At 70.5% G+C, this 18367-nt stretch carries 13 protein-coding genes and 2 pseudogenes; 9 read left to right on the top strand and 6 right to left on the bottom strand.

What is annotated here, in order from left to right:
- Positions 1-118 precede the first annotated feature (118 nt).
- Entirely contained in the window at positions 119-652 is a 534-nt protein-coding gene (locus ACF08N_RS35345; protein WP_392328838.1) for a hypothetical protein, read from the top strand.
- 390 nt (positions 653-1042) lie between these two features.
- Here the strand turns inward: ACF08N_RS35345 and ACF08N_RS35340 are convergent, their stop codons facing one another.
- The gene (locus ACF08N_RS35340; protein ID WP_392328837.1) at positions 1043-1837 is read right to left on the bottom strand and encodes a class I SAM-dependent methyltransferase; all 795 of its coding nucleotides are present in this window, start codon (positions 1835-1837) and stop codon (positions 1043-1045) included.
- 2 nt (positions 1838-1839) lie between these two features.
- Between ACF08N_RS35340 and ACF08N_RS35335 the strand changes: the two genes are divergently transcribed.
- On the top strand, positions 1840-2709 hold the full coding sequence (locus ACF08N_RS35335; protein WP_392328836.1) for a winged helix-turn-helix transcriptional regulator: 870 nt from the start codon (positions 1840-1842) through the stop codon (positions 2707-2709).
- Here the strand turns inward: ACF08N_RS35335 and ACF08N_RS35330 are convergent.
- A pseudogene (locus ACF08N_RS35330) lies at positions 2684-3026 on the bottom strand ((2Fe-2S)-binding protein); the annotation flags it as partial. The gene ACF08N_RS35335 and the pseudogene ACF08N_RS35330 overlap by 26 nt on opposite strands.
- Before the next feature lie 9 nt (positions 3027-3035).
- On the opposite strand from ACF08N_RS35330, the pseudogene ACF08N_RS35325 reads away from it, so the two are divergent.
- The 4 genes and pseudogenes from ACF08N_RS35325 to ACF08N_RS35310 all read left to right on the top strand — a co-directional run.
- Positions 3036-3634 (top strand): annotated as a pseudogene (locus ACF08N_RS35325) (acyl-CoA dehydrogenase family protein); the annotation flags it as partial.
- Between the two features lie 229 nt (positions 3635-3863).
- Positions 3864-5282, top strand: coding sequence for a DEAD/DEAH box helicase (locus ACF08N_RS35320; RefSeq protein ID WP_392328835.1), 1419 nt, complete (start codon positions 3864-3866; stop codon positions 5280-5282).
- 60 nt (positions 5283-5342) lie between these two features.
- Positions 5343-6371, top strand: a complete 1029-nt coding sequence (locus ACF08N_RS35315; RefSeq protein WP_392328834.1) for a phosphotransferase — start codon at positions 5343-5345, stop codon at positions 6369-6371.
- Between the two features lie 113 nt (positions 6372-6484).
- Positions 6485-6766 (top strand): hypothetical protein, encoded by a 282-nt coding sequence (locus ACF08N_RS35310; protein WP_392328833.1) that lies wholly within the window; start codon positions 6485-6487, stop codon positions 6764-6766.
- Between the two features lie 274 nt (positions 6767-7040).
- On the opposite strand, the gene ACF08N_RS35305 is transcribed toward ACF08N_RS35310, so the two are convergent.
- The 3 genes from ACF08N_RS35305 to ACF08N_RS35295 all read right to left on the bottom strand — a co-directional run bounded on the left by ACF08N_RS35305 (position 7041) and on the right by ACF08N_RS35295 (position 12430).
- Complete coding sequence (locus tag ACF08N_RS35305; RefSeq protein ID WP_392328832.1) at positions 7041-8423, bottom strand: MFS transporter; 1383 nt, start codon at positions 8421-8423, stop codon at positions 7041-7043.
- A gap of 305 nt (positions 8424-8728) precedes the next feature.
- Entirely contained in the window at positions 8729-11524 is a 2796-nt protein-coding gene (locus tag ACF08N_RS35300) for a SpoIIE family protein phosphatase (RefSeq protein WP_392328831.1), read from the bottom strand.
- Positions 11525-11737: 213 nt separating this feature from the next.
- Positions 11738-12430: a GntR family transcriptional regulator gene (locus tag ACF08N_RS35295; protein ID WP_392328830.1), complete on the bottom strand. Its 693-nt coding sequence runs from the start codon at positions 12428-12430 to the stop codon at positions 11738-11740.
- Between the two features lie 101 nt (positions 12431-12531).
- Here ACF08N_RS35295 and ACF08N_RS35290 point away from each other — a divergent pair, with 101 nt between their 5' ends.
- The 3 genes from ACF08N_RS35290 (at position 12532) to ACF08N_RS35280 (ending at position 16950) form a co-directional block, all read left to right on the top strand.
- Complete coding sequence (locus tag ACF08N_RS35290; protein WP_392328829.1) at positions 12532-13452, top strand: ornithine cyclodeaminase family protein; 921 nt, start codon at positions 12532-12534, stop codon at positions 13450-13452.
- A gap of 37 nt (positions 13453-13489) precedes the next feature.
- Positions 13490-14773 (top strand): NAD(P)/FAD-dependent oxidoreductase, encoded by a 1284-nt coding sequence (locus ACF08N_RS35285; protein ID WP_392328828.1) that lies wholly within the window; start codon positions 13490-13492, stop codon positions 14771-14773.
- A gap of 425 nt (positions 14774-15198) precedes the next feature.
- Complete coding sequence (locus ACF08N_RS35280; RefSeq protein ID WP_392328827.1) at positions 15199-16950, top strand: PucR family transcriptional regulator; 1752 nt, start codon at positions 15199-15201, stop codon at positions 16948-16950.
- Between the two features lie 197 nt (positions 16951-17147).
- Here the strand turns inward: ACF08N_RS35280 and ACF08N_RS35275 are convergent, their stop codons facing one another.
- Positions 17148-18077: a proline dehydrogenase family protein gene (locus ACF08N_RS35275; RefSeq protein WP_392328826.1), complete on the bottom strand. Its 930-nt coding sequence runs from the start codon at positions 18075-18077 to the stop codon at positions 17148-17150.
- Between the last annotated feature and the right edge of the window lie 290 nt (positions 18078-18367).

The raw sequence follows: 18367 nt of genomic DNA, 5'->3' as shown, positions 1-18367 counted from the left end.
GACCTCGTCGGCGGCCCGGAGGCGGGCCCACGGCGGCCGGTTCACCGTCGATCATGTGGTCGACCACCGGCGTGGTGACCCTGCCCGACGACACGTCACGGCCGTGCATCATGACCGTATGACCAATCATGAACCGGCTTTGTTCAAGCAGTCTTCGCCCATCGCCGACCCGGATGGGTTGCTCGCGCTCGCTGAGGGCTATCACGCGCGCACAGTGCGCTCGCTGGGCAGCAGTGAGGTCACCGGACACGTGGTGAAGTCGTATGCGATAGAGGCGCCTGGCCGGACCGTGGCGCCGCAGGACGCGCAGGCCGCGCTGCGGATCACAGCCGATCATCTGTCATCTGCCCACCTGAGGGGCTCCCTCGGGCTTGCCGTGTTGTTGATGCACGCGGGCGGGGACGGCGACTACGTCCTCGTACACACGTGGATCGAGGGCTATATGTCCGACCTCGCCATCTTCACCGGGCCGGCCGGGGATGTCGCACAGCTGCGGCCGGGCCGAACGGGCCTCGCGCCGTGCGTGTGGGAAGCGGCCGTACTGGCCCACGAACGCAACGCGTTCAGCCGGCACGTGCTCGACGGACACCGGCCGCTCGAAGACCGGCTGGCAGCATGGCGCGACGACGTCCTGGAAGGCGCGGTCAGGTGACAGGCACGGGCCTGGCGCGGGTGCGGCGCGCACCCCACTGACCTCCCGGACCTCGTCCGGCTCGTCGCCGAGCATGCCGCCTACGAGAAGGCAGCACCGCCGGCCACCGACCTGTCCCGTAGGCGGGGGATGTCCTCGGCGCGGCCGTGGCCTGGGGCTGGCCGCAGATCTTGAATCAAGCCGCCGACCTGATCGTCGGCGCGCGGACCAGCCCCAGGTGGTACGACCCGCGAACCTGGCGGTGACGTAGGAGCATGTGACCGATGAAGGGAGTCATCGCCGTGGGGCGATGACTCCCTTCATCTGCACCGTCGTTCGTCGCTTCGCGGTGGTCGCGACGGCCCGCCCGGCCGGATGCGTGAAACCGGCCCCTTCATCACCATGCACGTGTCACGTCGAGCGGGTGGCCACAGCGAGCAGGTAGGCCGACTCGACCCGCACGCCCGCCACCGGGGTCGTGTTCCACTCGGCGAAGAGCGCTGCCAGGTCGTGGTGGAGGGCTTGCCATGCGCCGCACGCCTCCAGCCGACGTCGTTCGGTCTGGAGGTGACCGGCGGCGCGTACCCAGAACTCGGCCGCCTCGATGGGCGAAGCGAATTCGAAGCGCACGTGGTCGATGGACGTGGCCACCCCCATCACCCCCTTCACCTCCGGTGCGGCGAACCACTCGCGCACCTTGCCCGCATCGCCCCAGTGGCTGGGAGGCTGCGCGTCTGGGGGAGGCGGTGGAAGGTACCGGCCCATCGTGCGATTGGCCGCCGCCATGAAGCCGTCCGGCGTCCACGCGGCCGATACGATCCGTCCGCCCGGCGCACAGCGCTCCACCATGGCGGCCACGGCACGGCGGGCATTGGGTGCGTACATGGCGCCGAAGACGGACACCACCCGGTCGTAGACACCGGAGAGCCGATCGACGGGTGCCTCCTGCCAGGCAACCGGGAGGCCTTCGTCGTGGGCACGCCCGGCGGCGACAGCAAGCAGTTCGGGCGTGGGATCCGTGCCGGTGGCGACCGCGCCGAGGCGCGCCGCCGCCAGAGCGGCGTTGCCGGTGCCGCAGCCGACGTCCAGCAGGGTCGTCCCCGGCGAGAGCCCGGTGGCGGCGATGGCGCGGTCGGCCGCGGGTACCAGGCGCCGCGCCATCGCGGGGTAGTCGCCGGCTGCCCAGGTGGAGGCTGTGGAGGGCATAGATGTCTCGGACACAGTGGCTCTCTCTCGTCGTCTGGCCGGCACCAGCGTCCTATGCTCTGACGGGCTACGGGTGGTACAAGAAGTGGACCGGAGGGCGAGCGGTGCGGCGGGGGATCGAGTACTGCCCGGTGACAGCCGGGGTCGAAGCCGTCGGTGACCGGTGGACGTTGCTCGTGCTGCGTGAACTGCTGCTCGGGTCGTGCCGGTTCAACGACATCCACCGCGGCCTGCCGGGCATCAGCCGTACCTTGCTCTCTTCGCGGCTGCGCCGTATGGAGTCACGCGGGCTCCTCACCCGCACGCTCGACGATCACGGCCGGCCCGCATACCGGCTGACCGAGTCAGGAGCACAGCTCGAGCCGCTCGTGTGGCAGCTCGGTGACTGGGCACGGCGCTGGTGCTTCGGCGATCCGGAGCGCGAACAGCTCGACGTCGGATGGCTGCTGTGGCGCCTCCGGCAGTACGTGCGCCCCGAAAGCCTGCCGGATCGGCGCGTGGTGGTCGAGTTCGCGCCGCGGGATGAGCCCGGGGAGCACGCGTGGCTGGTACTCGCCCGCGGGGATGTCAGCGCGTGTCGCCAACACCCCGGGCACGACATCGACCTGTGGGTGACCGGCGATCTCGGCGAGATGCACCGGGTGGTGGCCGCGACCACCACGCTCCGGGCCGCCACGCGCGCGGGCCTCATCCGGCTCGACGGGGACCCCGACATGGTGGCCGCGTTTCCCGACTGGTTTGCGTGGCGAACGCCGTCCGACAGGGAGTGTGTCGTGCGGTCGGGGAGTGACTGCGCACCGCCGTCACCCCGTACCACCGGGCCCCGCACCACAACCCGGGCCGTCCTCACATGTCCTCGGCGCCTGCCCTGATCGCCTCGCGGATACGGGGATACGTGCAGCAGCGGCAGATGTTGCGGATGCCGTCGAGGTCGTCCTCGGTGATCTCGCGGCCTTCCTCCGCGACGCGGCGGACCAACGCCACGGCGGCCATGATCTGGCCGGGCTGGCAGTAGCCGGCACTGAGCCACGTCGTGGTCCAGTCACGCCCGCTGCATCGGATGCAGGTCCGCGCCCACCGTGGCCGGAAGTCCCTCGATCGTGGTGACTTCGTCGGTCGGCCGCAGGTCCCTGACGGGGACCGCGCAGGGGTTGACGGCCCTGCCGTTGAGGTGGCTCGTACACGCCCTGCTCCGGCGCTGACGCGCACCGTGCTCCACCTCGTGAACACGGTCTTCTGCCGCCGGGAGTGCGGCACCAAGGAAAAGCGGACGAGCTGACCGAGGGCGGCCGGGAGCCGCACAACCAGAAGCTCTACGAGAAGATGGCGGATCTGGGCCGGCTGGGCATCGGCCTCCCCGAGGAGTACGGCGGCGCGGGCCGGGGTCGCGCCGATCAGCGGTTTCGGGACCACGATCATCGCCGCGGCGGCGTACGAGAGGTTCGGCACCGACGAGCAGAAGCGGATCGTGCTCGAAGGCGCGTCAAGGGCCGCGTCGAGGCCGTCTCGATGTCCGAGCCCGGTGCCCGGTCGGACGTGGGCGCGCTGACCTGCCGCGCGGAGCGCACCGACGGCGGCTACCTCGTACCGGACTCCGCCGTCGTCGGCACGCCCGGCCAGGCATGGAAGCAGCTGATGGCCGGGCTGAATCTGGAGCGGATGATCCTCGCCGCGCTGATGCTGGCCGTCGCCCGGCGCGCGTTCGACGACACCTTCGCGTACGTGCGGCAGCGGGAGCAGTTCGGCCGGCCGATCGGCTCGTTCCAGGCGCTCAAGCACCGCATCGCGGACATGGCCGAGCGAGATCCAGCGGGACATCATCGGCACGACGTACGGACTGTAGGCGGCCACGACGCCGACGACCGGCCGGGTGCGAACCCTGGCACAGGGGGGAGCCGCAGGCCCACGCCCCGGCCCGGCATCGGCCGCGATGGTAAAATCGGGGCACGCTTCGACACCGCCGGGGCCCGTACCAGAAGGTACGGGCCCCGGCACGTTCCGGGCGCCCGACCGAGGAAGGTTCCCCATGAACGCGAAGCCGCCGGCCCCTGGACTCTCCCGTGCCGACAGGCCGCAGCGGGCCACAGCGCCGCACGGCGAGCTGTCGACGCAGCAGACGGTGACCCCGGACCTGCCGCCGGCCGAGTCCTTCGACACACTCGGGCTGCCGCCGGAGCTGATGACGGCGATGACCGCCCTCGGCGTGAAGGACCCCTTCCCGATCCAGGCGGCGACCCTGCCGCACGCGCTCGCCGGCCGCGATGTCCTCGGCCGCGCGCGGACCGGCTCCGGCAAGACCCTCGCCTTCGGACTGGCGCTGCTCGTCCGGACGGCAGGACTGCGAGCGGAGCCGAAGCGGCCGCTCGCACTGGTCCTGGTGCCCACCCGGGAACTCGCGCAGCAGGTGAGCGACGCGCTGGAGCCCTACGCACAGGCGCTGAAGGTGCGACTGGCGACGGTGGTCGGCGGGCTGTCGATCAACCGGCAGTCGGCGCTGCTGCGGACCGGCGCCGACGTGGTCGTCGCGACGCCGGGGCGGCTGGCCGACCTGGTGTCCCGCCGGGACTGCCACCTGGACCGGGTGCGGATCACGGTGCTGGACGAGGCGGACCAGATGTGCGACCTGGGCTTCCTCCCGCAGGTCTCGGACATCCTGGACCAGGTCCGCCCCGACGGGCAGCGGCTGCTGTTCTCGGCCACGCTCGACCGCAACGTCGACCAGCTGGTGCACAGCTACCTGCACGACCCGGTACTCGCCTCGGTCGACCGAGTGGCGGGCTCGGTCAGCACGATGGAGCACCACGTGCTGAACATCCACCCCGCCGACAAGTACGCGACCGCGACCGAAATCGCGGCACGGGACGGCCGGGTCCTGATGTTCCTGGAGACCAAGGCCGGTGTGGACCAGTTCACCCGGCACCTGCGGGCCAGCGGCGTACGGGCTGCCGCGCTGCACAGCGGGAAGTCGCAGCCGCAGCGCACACACACGCTCGCCCAGTTCAAGGACGGTGAGATCACCGTGCTGGTGGCCACCGATGTCGCGGCGCGGGGCATTCACATCGACGCGCTCGACCTCGTCGTCAACGTCGACCCGCCGGCGGACGCCAAGGACTACCTGCACCGTGGCGGGCGCACGGCGCGCGCCGGGGAATCCGGGAACGTCGTCACCCTGGTCACCCCCAACCAGCGGCGCGATGTGAACCGGATGATGTCCGACGCCGGGATCCGGCCGACCACCACGCAGGTGCGCTCCGGCGACGCGAAGCTGACCGCCATCACCGGGGCGAAGCGCCCGCCGTCCGGGACGAAGACCAGCACCAGCAACGCGCCCTTCCGCGGCCTCGGCACCCGTCCCGGCCGCCCCGCGAAGGAGTCCCGCAAGGCCGCCGAGGCCCGCAGGACCGCGGAAGCCCGCGCGGCGGCCCGGGTACGCAAGGGCCGCTGACGCCGTCACGGGGCATCCGCAGCGAAGCAGTGCCCGTCGGCCGCGTGGAAGGATGAGCCCATGTGGTCACGACTGACGTTCGGGGACGAGTTACGGGCCGAGTTGGGATCACCCAGGCGCTCTCGCAGATTGGGAAGCAGCCCGCGCTCGCGTGTGTGGCGCGTCGAGCTGCCAGGGACACCGGCGGTGGTGAAGCAGATCGTCGACGGCCCCGATGCCGACGAGCGATACGCCCGCGAGGTGGCCGCCCTGCGGCTCGCCGCCCGAGCCGACACGCCCGTGGTGCCCGCGCTGCTGGCCACCGATCCCGGCGAGCGGGTGCTGGTGCTGGAGCATCTGGATCACCGACGCCCGTCCAGCGACTGGATCGTCGACTATGCAGCCGCATTGGCACGGCTGCATGCCACCGCCCGTCCGGAGGACGCCGGCGTACTTCCCCGATGGCAGGGCCCGAACCGGGCCGACATCGACTCCTTCCTCAGGCTGGCCGTGTCCCTCCAGGTTCCTGTCACGCCTGGCGTATCCGACGAACTCGACGCCCTCGTGAACCGGCTCGACCGTGCATCCGGCCATGCCCTTCTCCACGGGGATCCCTGCCCTGGAAACGACCTCCACACCGCCACGGGAATCAGATTCATCGACTTCGAGCAGGCGTCACTCGGCAGCGGCTCGATGGAGCTGGCCTATCTGCGCATCGGCTTCCCGACCTGCTGGTGTGTCACGTCGGCATCGGAGCCGCTGCTGGAACGGGCGGAGCGCGCATACCGCACCGCATGGCGCACCGCGACCGGTTCCGAGACCCAGTACGGCCTCACCGACGCGTGCACCGGCTGGCTGATCCGCGGCGACGCGCTGGTCGAACGGGCACGCCGCGAAAGCAAGGACCACCTGGCCCGGATTCCGAACCGGGACTGGAAATGGGGCACGGCGACGGCCCGGCAGCGGCTCGTCCACCGACTCGGTGTCGTCAGCGAGATGACGGCCGGCGACGCCTCTCTCAGCGGCGTGAGCCGCCTCACCACCGGCATGCGCCGACGCATGCTCGCCCGCTGGCCGGCACTTCAGCCAGTCCCGACGAAGCGACCATAGAGGGCGGCCACCCGGGGCGCTCGCGCCATAAGGGTCTCGTCGCCGGCAGGAGGGATCTCGCGCCTGCCCACGGCAGTACTGCATGACCTGCCGTGTCGGCTTACTGTCGGAGCATGAGCGAGATCTTCGTGATGTATGAGCTCGATCAGCCGCCTGCTGTGCGATCCTCCACCGGCACATCACCGGTTGAGGGCCACCCTGTCCGCCGCGTACACGCGGCGAACGCCGCCCCCGGATCCTCCACCGCTCCGGGGCCGCGCACCCTCTGCGGCCAGGACACCTTCGCCATGGAGGCGGCTGACTGGAAGCCCTCGGAGCACCCCGGTTCATCGTGGTACACACCGGAGCACGCCCAGCTCGTCTGCGCCCAATGCGATGCTGTCATGGAGGCGTGACCACCACACGGCGGTCACGGACCTCCTGGTGGCCCGCACCGAGGACACAGATCGCTGTGTGCGGCATGCACCTCGGCGTCAGGAGCCAACCGGCTGACTGCACGTCAGCAGGGCCTGGCACGGCCATGGGCCCGCGGATTGACGAGAGTTCGCAAGGCGGCGCCGGAGCAGACGCGCCGCGGCCCCCTTCACCTGATGTGGGTGGAGGGGACCGCGGCGGGATGTCCAATCGCGCTAACCGAGCTGATCAGGGCGAGCTGCCGGTGTGCCGGATTCAGTGCGCGACGGAACCGGCGGGCTGGACAGGGGACTTGGTAACGGTGGATGTGACGCTGCAGGCGTCTGCGAGGCGACGACCACGGGTCTCCGGTGCCAGCGTGAGGCAGACCGCGAATCCCAGCAGGGTGATCCCGGCCATGATCAGCATGGTCGGGCCGGCCCCGATGCGGTCCAGTCCTATGGGCAGCAGGTAGGTCCCGATGGCGGCACCGATACGGCTGATGGCGGTGCCGACCCCCACTGCGGTGGCGCGGATCTCCGTCGGGAACAGCTCCGTGGGGTAGATGAATTCGAGGATGCTGGGGCCCCCGGAGAACAGGGCGTAGGCGCAGAAACACGCGAGAACGACGGCGACCGGGGCGGTGGGCGCCAGTCCGAGAATCGCGAGCGGGATGACCATGAGCGCGAACGACCAGACGATGAGGGGGCGTCGTCCCAGGGTGTCGATGAGGCGCAGCGCGGGGACACAACCGACCAGGAACAGCAGGCTGATGAGCGCCGACCCGATGATCGAATCGCTGCTGCCGGACATCCCGAAGGCGCTCAGGATCGTCGGGCCGAAGCTGTAGATGGCGAACAGCGGCACGATCTGCAGCAGCCAGAACAGGCCGACGAAGGCGGTGCGCTTGAGGTAGTCGCCACGGAACACTTCGGCGAAGCCCAGGCCGTGTGCCGTCTCCTGTGTCACGAGGGATTCCACCGCCTCGGGGGTGGCCTCCTCGCCGTATACGCGGGTGAGTACCGCCTGCGCCTCCTCCACGCGTCCGCGGCTGACGAGCCAGCGTGGCGACTCGGGCGTCCCGATGCGGGCGATGATGAACACCACGGCCGGGATCGCGGCGCTGCCCAGGGCCCAACGCCATGCCTCGGCGTCCACGAGATTGATGAGCGCGTAGCCGACCACATAGGCGGCCGTGGCTCCCACGAACCACGCCATGATGAGCATTCCCATGACACGTCCGCGTTGTGCGGTCGGCAGCCACTCCGACAGCAGGGCGCTGCCGATGGCGTAGTCGGCGCCCAGCGCGATGCCGATGACGAACCGTAGGGCGACCATCAGTGTGGGGTCGTTCACGAACATCGACGCGATGGATGCCGCGGCGATCACCACGAAGTGGAGGGTGAAGAGCAGCTGACGGCCGATGCGGTCCGTCACCCGCCCGAAGATCAGACCACCGACGAACAGGCCGACCAGCGCGGAGGCGCCGATCAGGCCCTCCTGGCTCGCCGACATGCCGAGGTCTGTGCTCATGCCGAGCACGACGACGCCCACGATGCTCAGCAGGTAGCCGTCGAGAAACTGCCCTCCTGCCGTGAGAGCGAACATCTTTTTGTGGAACGGCCGGAAGCTGGCGTCATCGATGAGCGAAGTGCTCACAGGTCCTCCTTGATGTCAGTCGGCGGCCCGGACGAGGCCGACCACGCGGCGAGCAGAGGAGCCGGTTCGAGCGGTGCTCGGAGAAGCCGACCGCGGGCGGCGAGACCGGCCCCTTCACCATGAAGTGAGGTGTAATACCTCACCATGATCACTATGGCGGCGTGATGTGTAATGCCTTACGCAGAGCATTGGCTGCTTCCAGTCCCCTGTCAAGAGGTGTGGCGTTAATGCGCTCGTGGTGCGGCCCCGGGGATCCTCCGAGGTCGAGGCCGCCGTAGCACCCCGGCACCGCACCGGCGCCGGGGTCACAGTGCCGCATCGTCCCATTGGTCCAGGATGTTGTCGCCCATGGCTTCAGCAGGTTCGGGTGCGCCGTCGTGGAGGGATTGTTCGGTCCAGATGACCTTGCCGCGGGCGGTGTACCGGGTGCCCCAGCGCTGGGCGAACTGGGAGATGAGGAACAGTCCCCGCCCGCCCTCGTCGGTGGCGGCCGCCCGGCGCAGGTGCGGGGAGGTGCTGCTGCCGTCGGCGACTTCGCAGATCAGGGTATTGCGGTCGTGCAGCAGGCGGAGCCGGATGGGGGCAGCGCCGTAGCGGACGGCGTTGGTGACCAGTTCGCTGACGATCAGCTCGGTGGTGTAGGCGACCTGGTCCAGGCCCCAGGTCTCCAGCCGGCGGGCGCAGGCGGCGCGGACGGGGGCGACGGCGGCGGGGTCGTCCGTCACCTCCCAGTCGGCGACCTGGTGGGGGTCGAGGATCCGGGTGCGGGCCACCAGTAGGGCGATGTCGTCGCTGGGGCGGGCGGGCAGCAGAGCGTCGAACACCGTCTGGCAGGTCTGTTCCGGGGTCTGGTCGCGATGGGCCAGGGCCGTTCGCAGGAGTTCCAGGCCGGTGTCGAGGCTGCGGTTGCGGTCCTCGACGAGTCCGTCGGTGTACAGGGCGAGGCGGGAGCCCTCGGGCAGGTCCAGTTCGGCCACCTCGATCGGCAGACTGGCGCCCAGGCCGAGAGGCGGGGCGACGGGAACTTCGGGGAAGGTGACGGTGCCGTCGGGGTGGACGAGGGCGGGGCCGGGATGACCGGCTCGGGCCACGGTGCAGCGTCCGGTGGTCGGGTCGTAGATCGCGTACAGGCAGGTGGCGCCCGTGATGGCCGCGCCGTCGCCCTCGGCGGTGTGCTCCTGGTCGATACGGGAGACGAGTTCGTCGAGGTGACCGAGGAGTTCGTCGGGTGACAGGTCCAGGGTGGAGAAGTTGTGGACGGCGGTGCGCAGGCGGCCCATCGTGGCAGCGGCGTGCAGGCCGTGGCCGACGACGTCGCCGACCACCAGGGCGACCCGGGTACCGGGCAGCGGGATGACGTCGAACCAGTCACCGCCCACCCCGGCCTGGGCGGGCAGATAGCGATACGCGACCTCGACGGCGGACTGCTCGGGCAGCTCCTGGGGCAGCAGACTGCGCTGCAGGGTGACGGCCATCGCGTGCTCGCGGGTGAAACGGCGGGCGTTGTCGATGCACACGGCCGCCCGGGCGGTCAGCTCCTCGCCGAAGGACAGGTCGTCCTCCTCGAAGGGCTGGTTCTGCGAACGCCAGAACTGGGCTGTGCCCAGCACGACCCCGCGTGCCTGAAGTGGTACCGAGATCAGGGAGTGGAGGCCGTACTCAAGGACCCTCTCGCAGCGTTCCGGGTCCTGGGAACGCCAGTTGCCGGAGGCGGCCAGGTCGGGCTCGAGGATCGCGCGGCCTGTGGTCATACCGGCGGCCACGGGGCTGCCGGTGACGAACCGGATCAGTTGGCCGACCGGGCTGAGGGGGTGGTCGTCGCGGATGCCGCGGACGGCGGCCCGGCGCATTTCGGTGCTCGGGCCCTCCGGCTCCTCACCTTCCAGCACAGGGTCCTGCAGCTCGACGGTGACGAAGTCGGCGAACCGGGGGACGGCCACTTCGGCCAGCTCCTCGGCGGTTCGCACCACATCCAGCGTCGTGCCGATGCGGACCCCGGCGTCGTGCAGCAGCCTCAGCCGCTCCCGTGCCACGTCGGCCCGGCCGGCCAGGGCGCGCAGCTCGGTGGTGTCGCGCAGCGTGGCCACACTGCCCGCCCGGCCGCCCTGGCCGCCCTGGTCGACGGGCCGCACGTTGACAGCCAGCAGCCGGTCCCCGGCCAGGTGCACCTCGTCGGTGGCCGTCCGTCCGGAGTACAGCAGCTCGGCGGTGCCCGGCGCCAGGCCGAGGTCGGTGACCTGGCGATGCTCGGCGTCCGCAGGCAGGTCCAGCAACCGTTGTGCCTCGTCGTTGGCCAGCAGGAGCCGTCCGTCCCCGCTGATGATCAGCACACCCTCGCGCACCGCGTGCAGTACCGCGTCATGATGCTCGTACATCCGGGTCATCTCGGCCGCGCCGAGGCCACGGGTCTGGCGCCGCAGCCGTCCACTCACCAGCGCCGACCCGCCACCGGCCAGAACGAGCGCGCCGCCCGCGGCGCCGAAGAGCACGGGCAGTTGCCGCTCCACGGCCTTGTTCACGTTCTCGACCGTGATCTCGGGATACACGATGCCGGCGACCGAGCCGTCGGGCCGGAAGACAGGGACCGCCGCATACACCGACAGGCCCAGGGGGTCCACGACGATATGCGTGAACGCCTCGCCTTGCGCCGCTTGCTCGTACGGGCCGACGACGTGTTTCCCGATCAGACCCGGGTCGCGGTGGGTGTGGCGGATCCCCTCCGGCGTCGACACGACGATGGCGTCGAGCCCCGACCGCTCCTGGGCCTTCTCGGTGAGCGGCTGCAGCACCGCCGTGGGGTCGGGGCCGTCGAGGGCCTCCACGATCCCAGGAGAGTTCGCGAACGCCTCGCCCGCGGAAAGCACCTCGCTGCGGGCCGCTTCCTTGCCTTGGCTCCGGGCCTGGAAGACCAGCGCCACCAGCGCTGCGGCGACGAGGACCACCACCACCGCCAGCTGCAGGATGAACACCTGGCCGGCGACCGTCCGCGCGCTCAGAAGCGAGCGCAGGCGCCGCCTCCGCGATCCTCGCGGGAGCTGTCCTTCGCTCCCGGGCCGAGCGCTCCCCGCACGCCATTGCCGATAACGCGCCGATATGTCCATCTTTCCAGTATTTGCTTGCCGGGTGGCATCTGGTGCGCCGCGCAGCCGGAAAACTCTGGAGGTCGGGCATGGGGGGAGACGCTCATGCAGAGCGGAACTCGTGCCGAGGCCGCTCGGTGCGTGCGTGGTGCCGGCACTGCTGGTGGTGCTTCCTGGGCAGTGCCCCGGCGGGCGGCAACGACCGGGCGTCGGCGCCGCCCGCGGCGCCTTCCGTCAGGCGTCGCCCTCTGCGCGGCCGGCCCAGATTCCGCGGCTGTGGGTGAGGTGCTTGCGCATGAGATCGGTGGCCAGCTCGCCGTTCCCCGATTCGATGGCGTCCACGATGGCGATGTGCTCCTCGCCGGACTGGGTCAACTCGCCCTGGTCCGCCAGCTTCTGCAGACCCTCCATACGCGCCTGGTCGCGCAACTGGCCGACCATCGCCACGAGTCGGCGATTGCCCAGCAGTTCGAGCAGGCCGAGATGGAACTGCCGGTCCAGGTCGAGGAAGGAGGTGAGGTCCCCCTCGCGTGCGGCGTCGGTGATCTGCTCGGCAAGCTGCCGGAACTGCGGGACGGGTGCCCCGTCCAGCACCTGGGCGACCTCGGCCATGGCCGGCGCTTCGAGCATGGTGCGAATGCGGAAGATCTCGTCGAGGTCGTGGTCGGTGAGCACCGGAACCCGGAATCCGCGGTTGCGGATGATCTCGACCATGCCGAGATTGGCAAGATCCATGATCGCTTCTCGGACGGGTGTGACCGAGACGCCGAGCGTCGCGGCCACGTTGATGACGCTCTCCACCTCGCCCGGTGCGATCTGCCCCAGCACGATCCGGGTCCGCACCGCCTCCCGTGCCTGCTCCCGGAGGCTGACTGACTTGAGCTGCGGGCTGCGGGCAGGCACTGCTGCCGGGCGAGAAGTGGTCACACCTCATACATAACACGGAAGGCCCAGGCCGTCGACGACCTGACCCTTGTTGCTCGGCGTAAGGTGTAATACCTTACTCTCCGACGACGAAAAGAGGCACCATGAAGACCATCACCCTCACTGGCCATGACATCCGCGAGGCCGTGACGATGCACGAGGCGATCGATGCCGTACGGCGCGGTTTCGTCGACCTCGCCGGCGGGGAGTTCGAGATGCCCACCCGCACCGTATTGCGGGACGGGCAGTTCCTGGTGATGTCCGCCCATCACCGGTCGTCGGCGTCGGCCATGATCAAGACGTTGAGCCTGAACTTCCAGCGCACGCCCGCCATCGCGGGCACCGTGGTGTGGAGCGAGACCGGCCGCCTGGACCACCTGGTGGCCGATGCCGGTGCGGTGACGGCCCTGCGCACGGGCGCGGCGGTCGGTGTCGCCACCGACCTCCTGGCCGCGCCCGAGGCCGGGCGGCTGACCCTGATCGGTGCCGGCGGGCAGGCCCCGGACCAGGTCCGTGCCGTTCACGCGGTCCGGCCGCTGCGTCAGCTGACCGTCGTGGACGCCGACCCGCAGCGCGCCCGGGCCCTCCTCGAGACACTGGCACCCGAGCTGGCGGGCGTGGAACTCCTGACCGCGACCGACGCGGAGTCGGCCGTGCAGGAGGCCGAGATCGTCTGCTGCGCGACCAACGCGACCAGCCCGCTCTTTCCCGCATCCGCGCTGCCCGCCCAGGTGCATGTCAACGCCATCGGGGCGTACCGTCCCACCATGCGCGAGCTGCCCGACGAACTGCTCGCCGACAGTACCGTTGTCATCGACGAACTCGACGCGGTCCTCGAGGAGTCCGGCGAGATCATCCACGCCCTGGAAGCCGGCGCCATTTCCAAGGACGCCCTCACCGAGCTGGGCACCGCGCTGACCGCCCCCGCTGCCGAATACGGCAAGCGCACCGTGTTCAAGACCGTCGGTGTCGCCATGCAGGACTGGGCCATCGCGCAGCTGCTGGCCGGCAAGTTCCTCCACTGATCCGGCTCGATCCGCCCTGACGACAGGAAGTGCAACGATGGCAGACAATGCAGTGATCGTCGGTGGGGGCGTGGTCGGACTGGCCACCGCCTACCGGCTCGCACAGGACGGCCTGGCCGTCACCGTTGTGGACGCGGCCGGCGGCGGAGTCGGAGCCTCCGTCAACAACGCCGGGTGGATCGTCCCGATCATGTCGGCCCCGGTGCCTGCACCCGGGATGCTCGGCAAGGCGCTGCGGTGGATGGCCCGGAAGGACAGCCCCCTGTACGTCCGGCCCTCCCCGCGTCCCGAGCATGTGCGCTTCATGGCCGGCATGCTGCGCCACTGCAATCCCCAGGACTTCCACCACGGCCTGGAGGCGCTTGTCTCCCTCAACGAGCGAACGGTCTCTCTGTTCGACGAGTACGAGAAGGACGGCGTGCGGTTCGAGTACCACCGCACGGGCCAGCTCATGGTCTTCCACACCCGGGAGGCCATGCGGGGATACCAGGCGGCGGCAGCGCCGTTGGAGCGGATCGGCCACACCGCCGTCCCCCTCTCCGGTGACGAGCTCAGGGATCTCGAGCCCGCGCTCGGCGGGCACGTGCAGGCGGGCCTCCAGTGTCCGCAGGAACGGCACGTGGACCCGGCAACCCTGGTCAAGGGCCTGGAAATCCGCTGCCGTGAGCTCGGTGTCCGGTTCCTGTACGACAGCCCGGTCACCGACATCAGGACCCGGGGCCAGGCGGTGACATCCGTTCTCGCCGGAGGCGAGGAGGTCGGCGGCGACCTGTTCGTCCTCGCGGCGGGAGTGCACACCGCTCCGCTGTCGCGGCTGGCCGGGTTCCCTCTGCCCATCCAGCCCGGCAAGGGATACGGGTTCGACGACACCAGCGGCACGGTGAGGCTGCGGCACTCGGTCTACCTCGGCGAGGCGAAGGTGGCGGTCACACCGCTGTCGGGCCGGCTGCGGTTCGCCGGAACAATGGAGTTCGGCAGCTCCGATGCGACCATCGATCGGCATCGCCTGCGCGGCATCGTCCGCTCCGCCCATGAGTACCTTCCGCGCTTCCCCGCGACGTCACAGCCGCACGGCTGGACGGGACTGCGCCCCATGACGCCGGACGGACTGCCCGTCATCGGGCCACTGCCGGGCAAGGACAACGTGCTCGTCGCGAGCGGACACTGCATGCTCGGGGTGACCCTGGCACCCATGACGGCGGAACTGATCTCCGCCGAGGTCAAGGGAGGACAACAGGCCTCCCACATTGCCCCCACAGCACGCCCCTTCGCCCCGCAGCGCTTCGCCTCACGGCGTGGCCGCAGTGCGGCAGGCAACTGAAGCACGTCCCTCGTACTGCCTTGAGCACGTGTCGGCACAGGAGGGGGCAGGCGTGTGACATCTGTCCATGGTGCGAGGGCAGAGGCCGCTCTACGTTCGGCGTACGCGCGATTCCGGGTCGCCTCCGGCGCACGGCGAATCAAGGCATGGCGGCCGTACGCCTGCCCTCCGCCTTCTCGGCCGACTGCCTGGGCCACCCGCGCCGGAGTGCTGCGCCACCCGCCGCACGGCCACCGATCGGAGCAGACCAATGAGTACCGCAAGCACGCGTCCCGGCACCGGTACCGCCGGCATCAGCCGCCAACCGGGCGTGGACAGGACCTCCGGCGATCGCAGCGACCGCCGATGCCACTGCGGCCGGTTGCTCATCAGATGCAGCGGTTGCCGGACCCCCCGTTGCCTCGACTGCGACCCCTACCGTTCCGATGACTGCGCCTTCGACGTCTGAGCACTCCTTCGACGGTGTAGTCAGGGACGCTCTCTCGCCCGACGCGTTCGGCGATGAAGGGCCGCCGTCCACGGCAGAGTCCCGCGTCGGTCTGCGGCATCTGCTGATGTCGCAGACCGAGCCGCTGCTGGAGCTGCAGGCCGCTCCGGCAGGCCTGGACGTCGAGGTGTGCGAGGTCGGCATCTTCGATACCGAGGACCCGGCGCAGGCCGTCCGGCCCGGCGAGTTGGTGCTCGCCGTCGGGGTGCGCGGCCGCGCAGTGCTGCCCGTGCTGCGCGCGGCGGGCACGGCGGGGGCAGCGGCTGTCGTGATCAAGCTCGACAGGCCAGGACAGACCACCATGCTCGGCGAAGCAGCCGCGGAGGCCGGCGTGGCGCTGCTGTCGGTACGCCGGGAGACCCGCTGGGAGTGCGTGGACTCGTTGGTCCGCACCGTCCTCGGCAGCGGTGAGCCCGTGGCACCCGCTGAGCACGAGGCGAACGGCGACCTGTTCTCGCTGGCCCAGACCACCGCGGTGCTGACCGGTGGCATCGTCAGCATCGAGGACACCGCGCACCGGGTCCTGGCCTACTCCCGCTCCTCGGACGAGGGGGACGACCTGCGCCGTATGTCCATCCTCGGCCGGCAGGGGCCGGAGCGGTACCTGTCCACGATGCGCGAGTGGGGGGTCTTCGAGCACCTGCGGACCTCCGACACGGTGATCGCCGTCGAGGCGCACCCGGAGTTGGGAATCCGGCGGCGGCTGGCGATCGGCGTCAGGGCCAGGAACCAGCCGTTGGGAACCATCTGGGTGCAGGAGGGCTCCCGGCCGCTCGCCCCCCGCTCCGAGCAGGCGCTGCTGGGCGCGGCGCGGGTGGCCGCGCTGCACCTGGTGCGTCGCCGCCGCGAGGTCTCCGCCGATACACGGCTCACTCAGACGCTGGTGGCCGGGCTTCTGGACGGTTCTACCGGACCACAGTCCCTGGCCATGCACCTGAGGCTCGACCAGCGCAGGCCGGCGGCCGTGATCGGCTTCGCACTCCGGCCTCTTGACAGAGGTGCGGCCGGCGGCGGGGGAGACCGGCAGGAAGGCAATGAGCAGGAAGGCTCGGTGGAGTTCACCCGGGCCGAGGTCACCGGTCTGATCTCGGTGCACGCGGCCGCCCGGCACCACAGTGCCCTGGTGGCGCCGGTCGGCACTCACGTCTACGTGCTGCTTCCCGAGATGCCGGCCGGGCTCACCCCCGCGATTGTCAGGGGCTGGGCGCGGGAGATCGTGGAGGCGGCGAAGAGCCACCTCGGGGTTTCGCTGCAGGCAGCGGTCGGGCCGATCGCTCCCGACCTCTCGGGTGCGGCGCTGTCCCGCCGGGACGTGGACCGGGTGCTCGGGGCGATGGCCCGTGGCGGGGTGGTGGCGGAGGTCGCGTCGCTGGACGAGGTATGGGCGCAGGTGCTGACCGGCGAAGTCCTCGCGGTGCTCGCGGAGCGACCGGACCTGCGGGACCCGCGGCTCACCGCGCTTGCGGAGCGGGACCGGCGAAGCGGCACCGAGTACGTGGCGTCGCTGCTGACGTACCTCGACGCCTTCGGGGACCTCGCCACCGCGGCGGCGCAGCTGCACATCCACCGCAACACGCTCCGGTACCGCATCCGGCGGGCCGAGGAGCTGACCGGGCTGGATCTCTCCCATCCGCAGCAGCGCCTGATGGCGATGCTGCAACTGCGGCTGCCGCCCGGAGACTTGCCGTAGTTCCTCGTCCCTGTGCGCTTTCACGCCTCGGAACCTCTCCTGTGTGCCGCGGGGCCCGCCGTTCCGCGCTCGGTGGCTGCGCTGCCGTCTTCGCTGTCGCCAGGTCGTGGCGACAGCCGGCGAGCAGTTTTCCGCGGGGCGTCCCGCGTGCCCGCAGGGCAGCGGACAGGCGGGACCACTGTCGCGGCGCCAGGAAGTCAGCTCCGAGTGGCGAGGGCGCGCAGGAAGAAGGTCAGGTTGGCGGGACGCTCGGCGAGGCGCCGCATGAAGTATCCGTACCACTCCTGGCCGTAGGGCAGGTAGACGCGCATGGTGCCGCCGTCGGCGACGATCCGCTGCTGCTCCTCAGGGCGGATGCCGTAGAGCATCTGGTACTCGAAGTCGCCGTTCTTGCGGCTGTGACACTCCGCGAGCCGACCGGCGTGGGCGATCATGCGGGGATCGTGCGAGGCCGGCATGGGGTAGCCGTCCCCGGCCATCAGCACTTCCAGGCACCGCACGTACGCCTCGTCCACGTCGTGCTTCGTCTGGAAGGCGACGGATGCGGGCTCCTTGTAGGCGCCCTTGCACAGCCGCACTCGGGAACCGGCGCCGGCGAAGTCCCGGCAGTCGGCCTCGGTGCGGTGCAGATACGCCTGGAGCACCACACCGAGCCAGGGGAAGTCGGCACGCAGTTCACGGGCGATACCGAGGGTGGAGTCGACGGTGGTGTGGTCCTCCATGTCCAGGGTGACTGTGGTGCCTGCGTCGGCGGCTGCCTCGCAGATGCGGCGGGCGTTGTCCAACGCGATCTTCTCGCCGCCAGCCGGCAGGAACTGACCGACGGCCGAGAGTTTCACCGACACCTCGGCACCGGTCGCGAGGCCCGTCTTCTTCAGCGCGGCGAGCAGCTTCTCATACGCCTGCACGGTGGCGGCCGCCTGACTGGCGTCCAGGGTGTCCTCACCCAGGTGGTCAAGGGTGACGTGGCGGCCGGAAGCCACCAGCTCGTTGCAGACCGCCATGGCCGAGGGGAGGGCGTCACCTGCGACGAAGCGCTTGGTGATCGCGCGGGTCGGCGGCAGGTTCTCCACGACTGCGCGAGCACGTGGCGAGCGGGAAGCGGCAAGGAGCGTGGAACGGAGCATAGTTGAGTCCTTGGTCGGAAACCGGGCCGGAGACGTCCGTGGCGGCGGAGGGTGCCGGTGGCACGGACCGCGCCTGGGCCGCGGCCGAGGTGGCAGTGCCATCCGGAGACGGTGCACGCGGGTGAGGGACGTACGGGCCCCGGGACGCAGGTGAGGGAGATCCGCGCCCGGGGGCTTTGATCGGCTGACTGGGTGTCAGCCCATGTGCGGGTAGGTGTAGTCGGTCGGCGGGACCAGGGTCTCCTTGATCGCGCGGGTCAGCGTCCAGCGCATCAGGTTCTGCGGGGCAC

Origin of the sequence: Streptomyces sp. NPDC015127, assembly GCF_043080095.1 — a bacterium.
Lineage (GTDB): Bacteria > Actinomycetota > Actinomycetes > Streptomycetales > Streptomycetaceae > Streptomyces.
The sequence above is the reverse complement of the archived record's forward strand: the minus strand, read 5'-3'. Positions and strand labels throughout refer to the sequence as shown.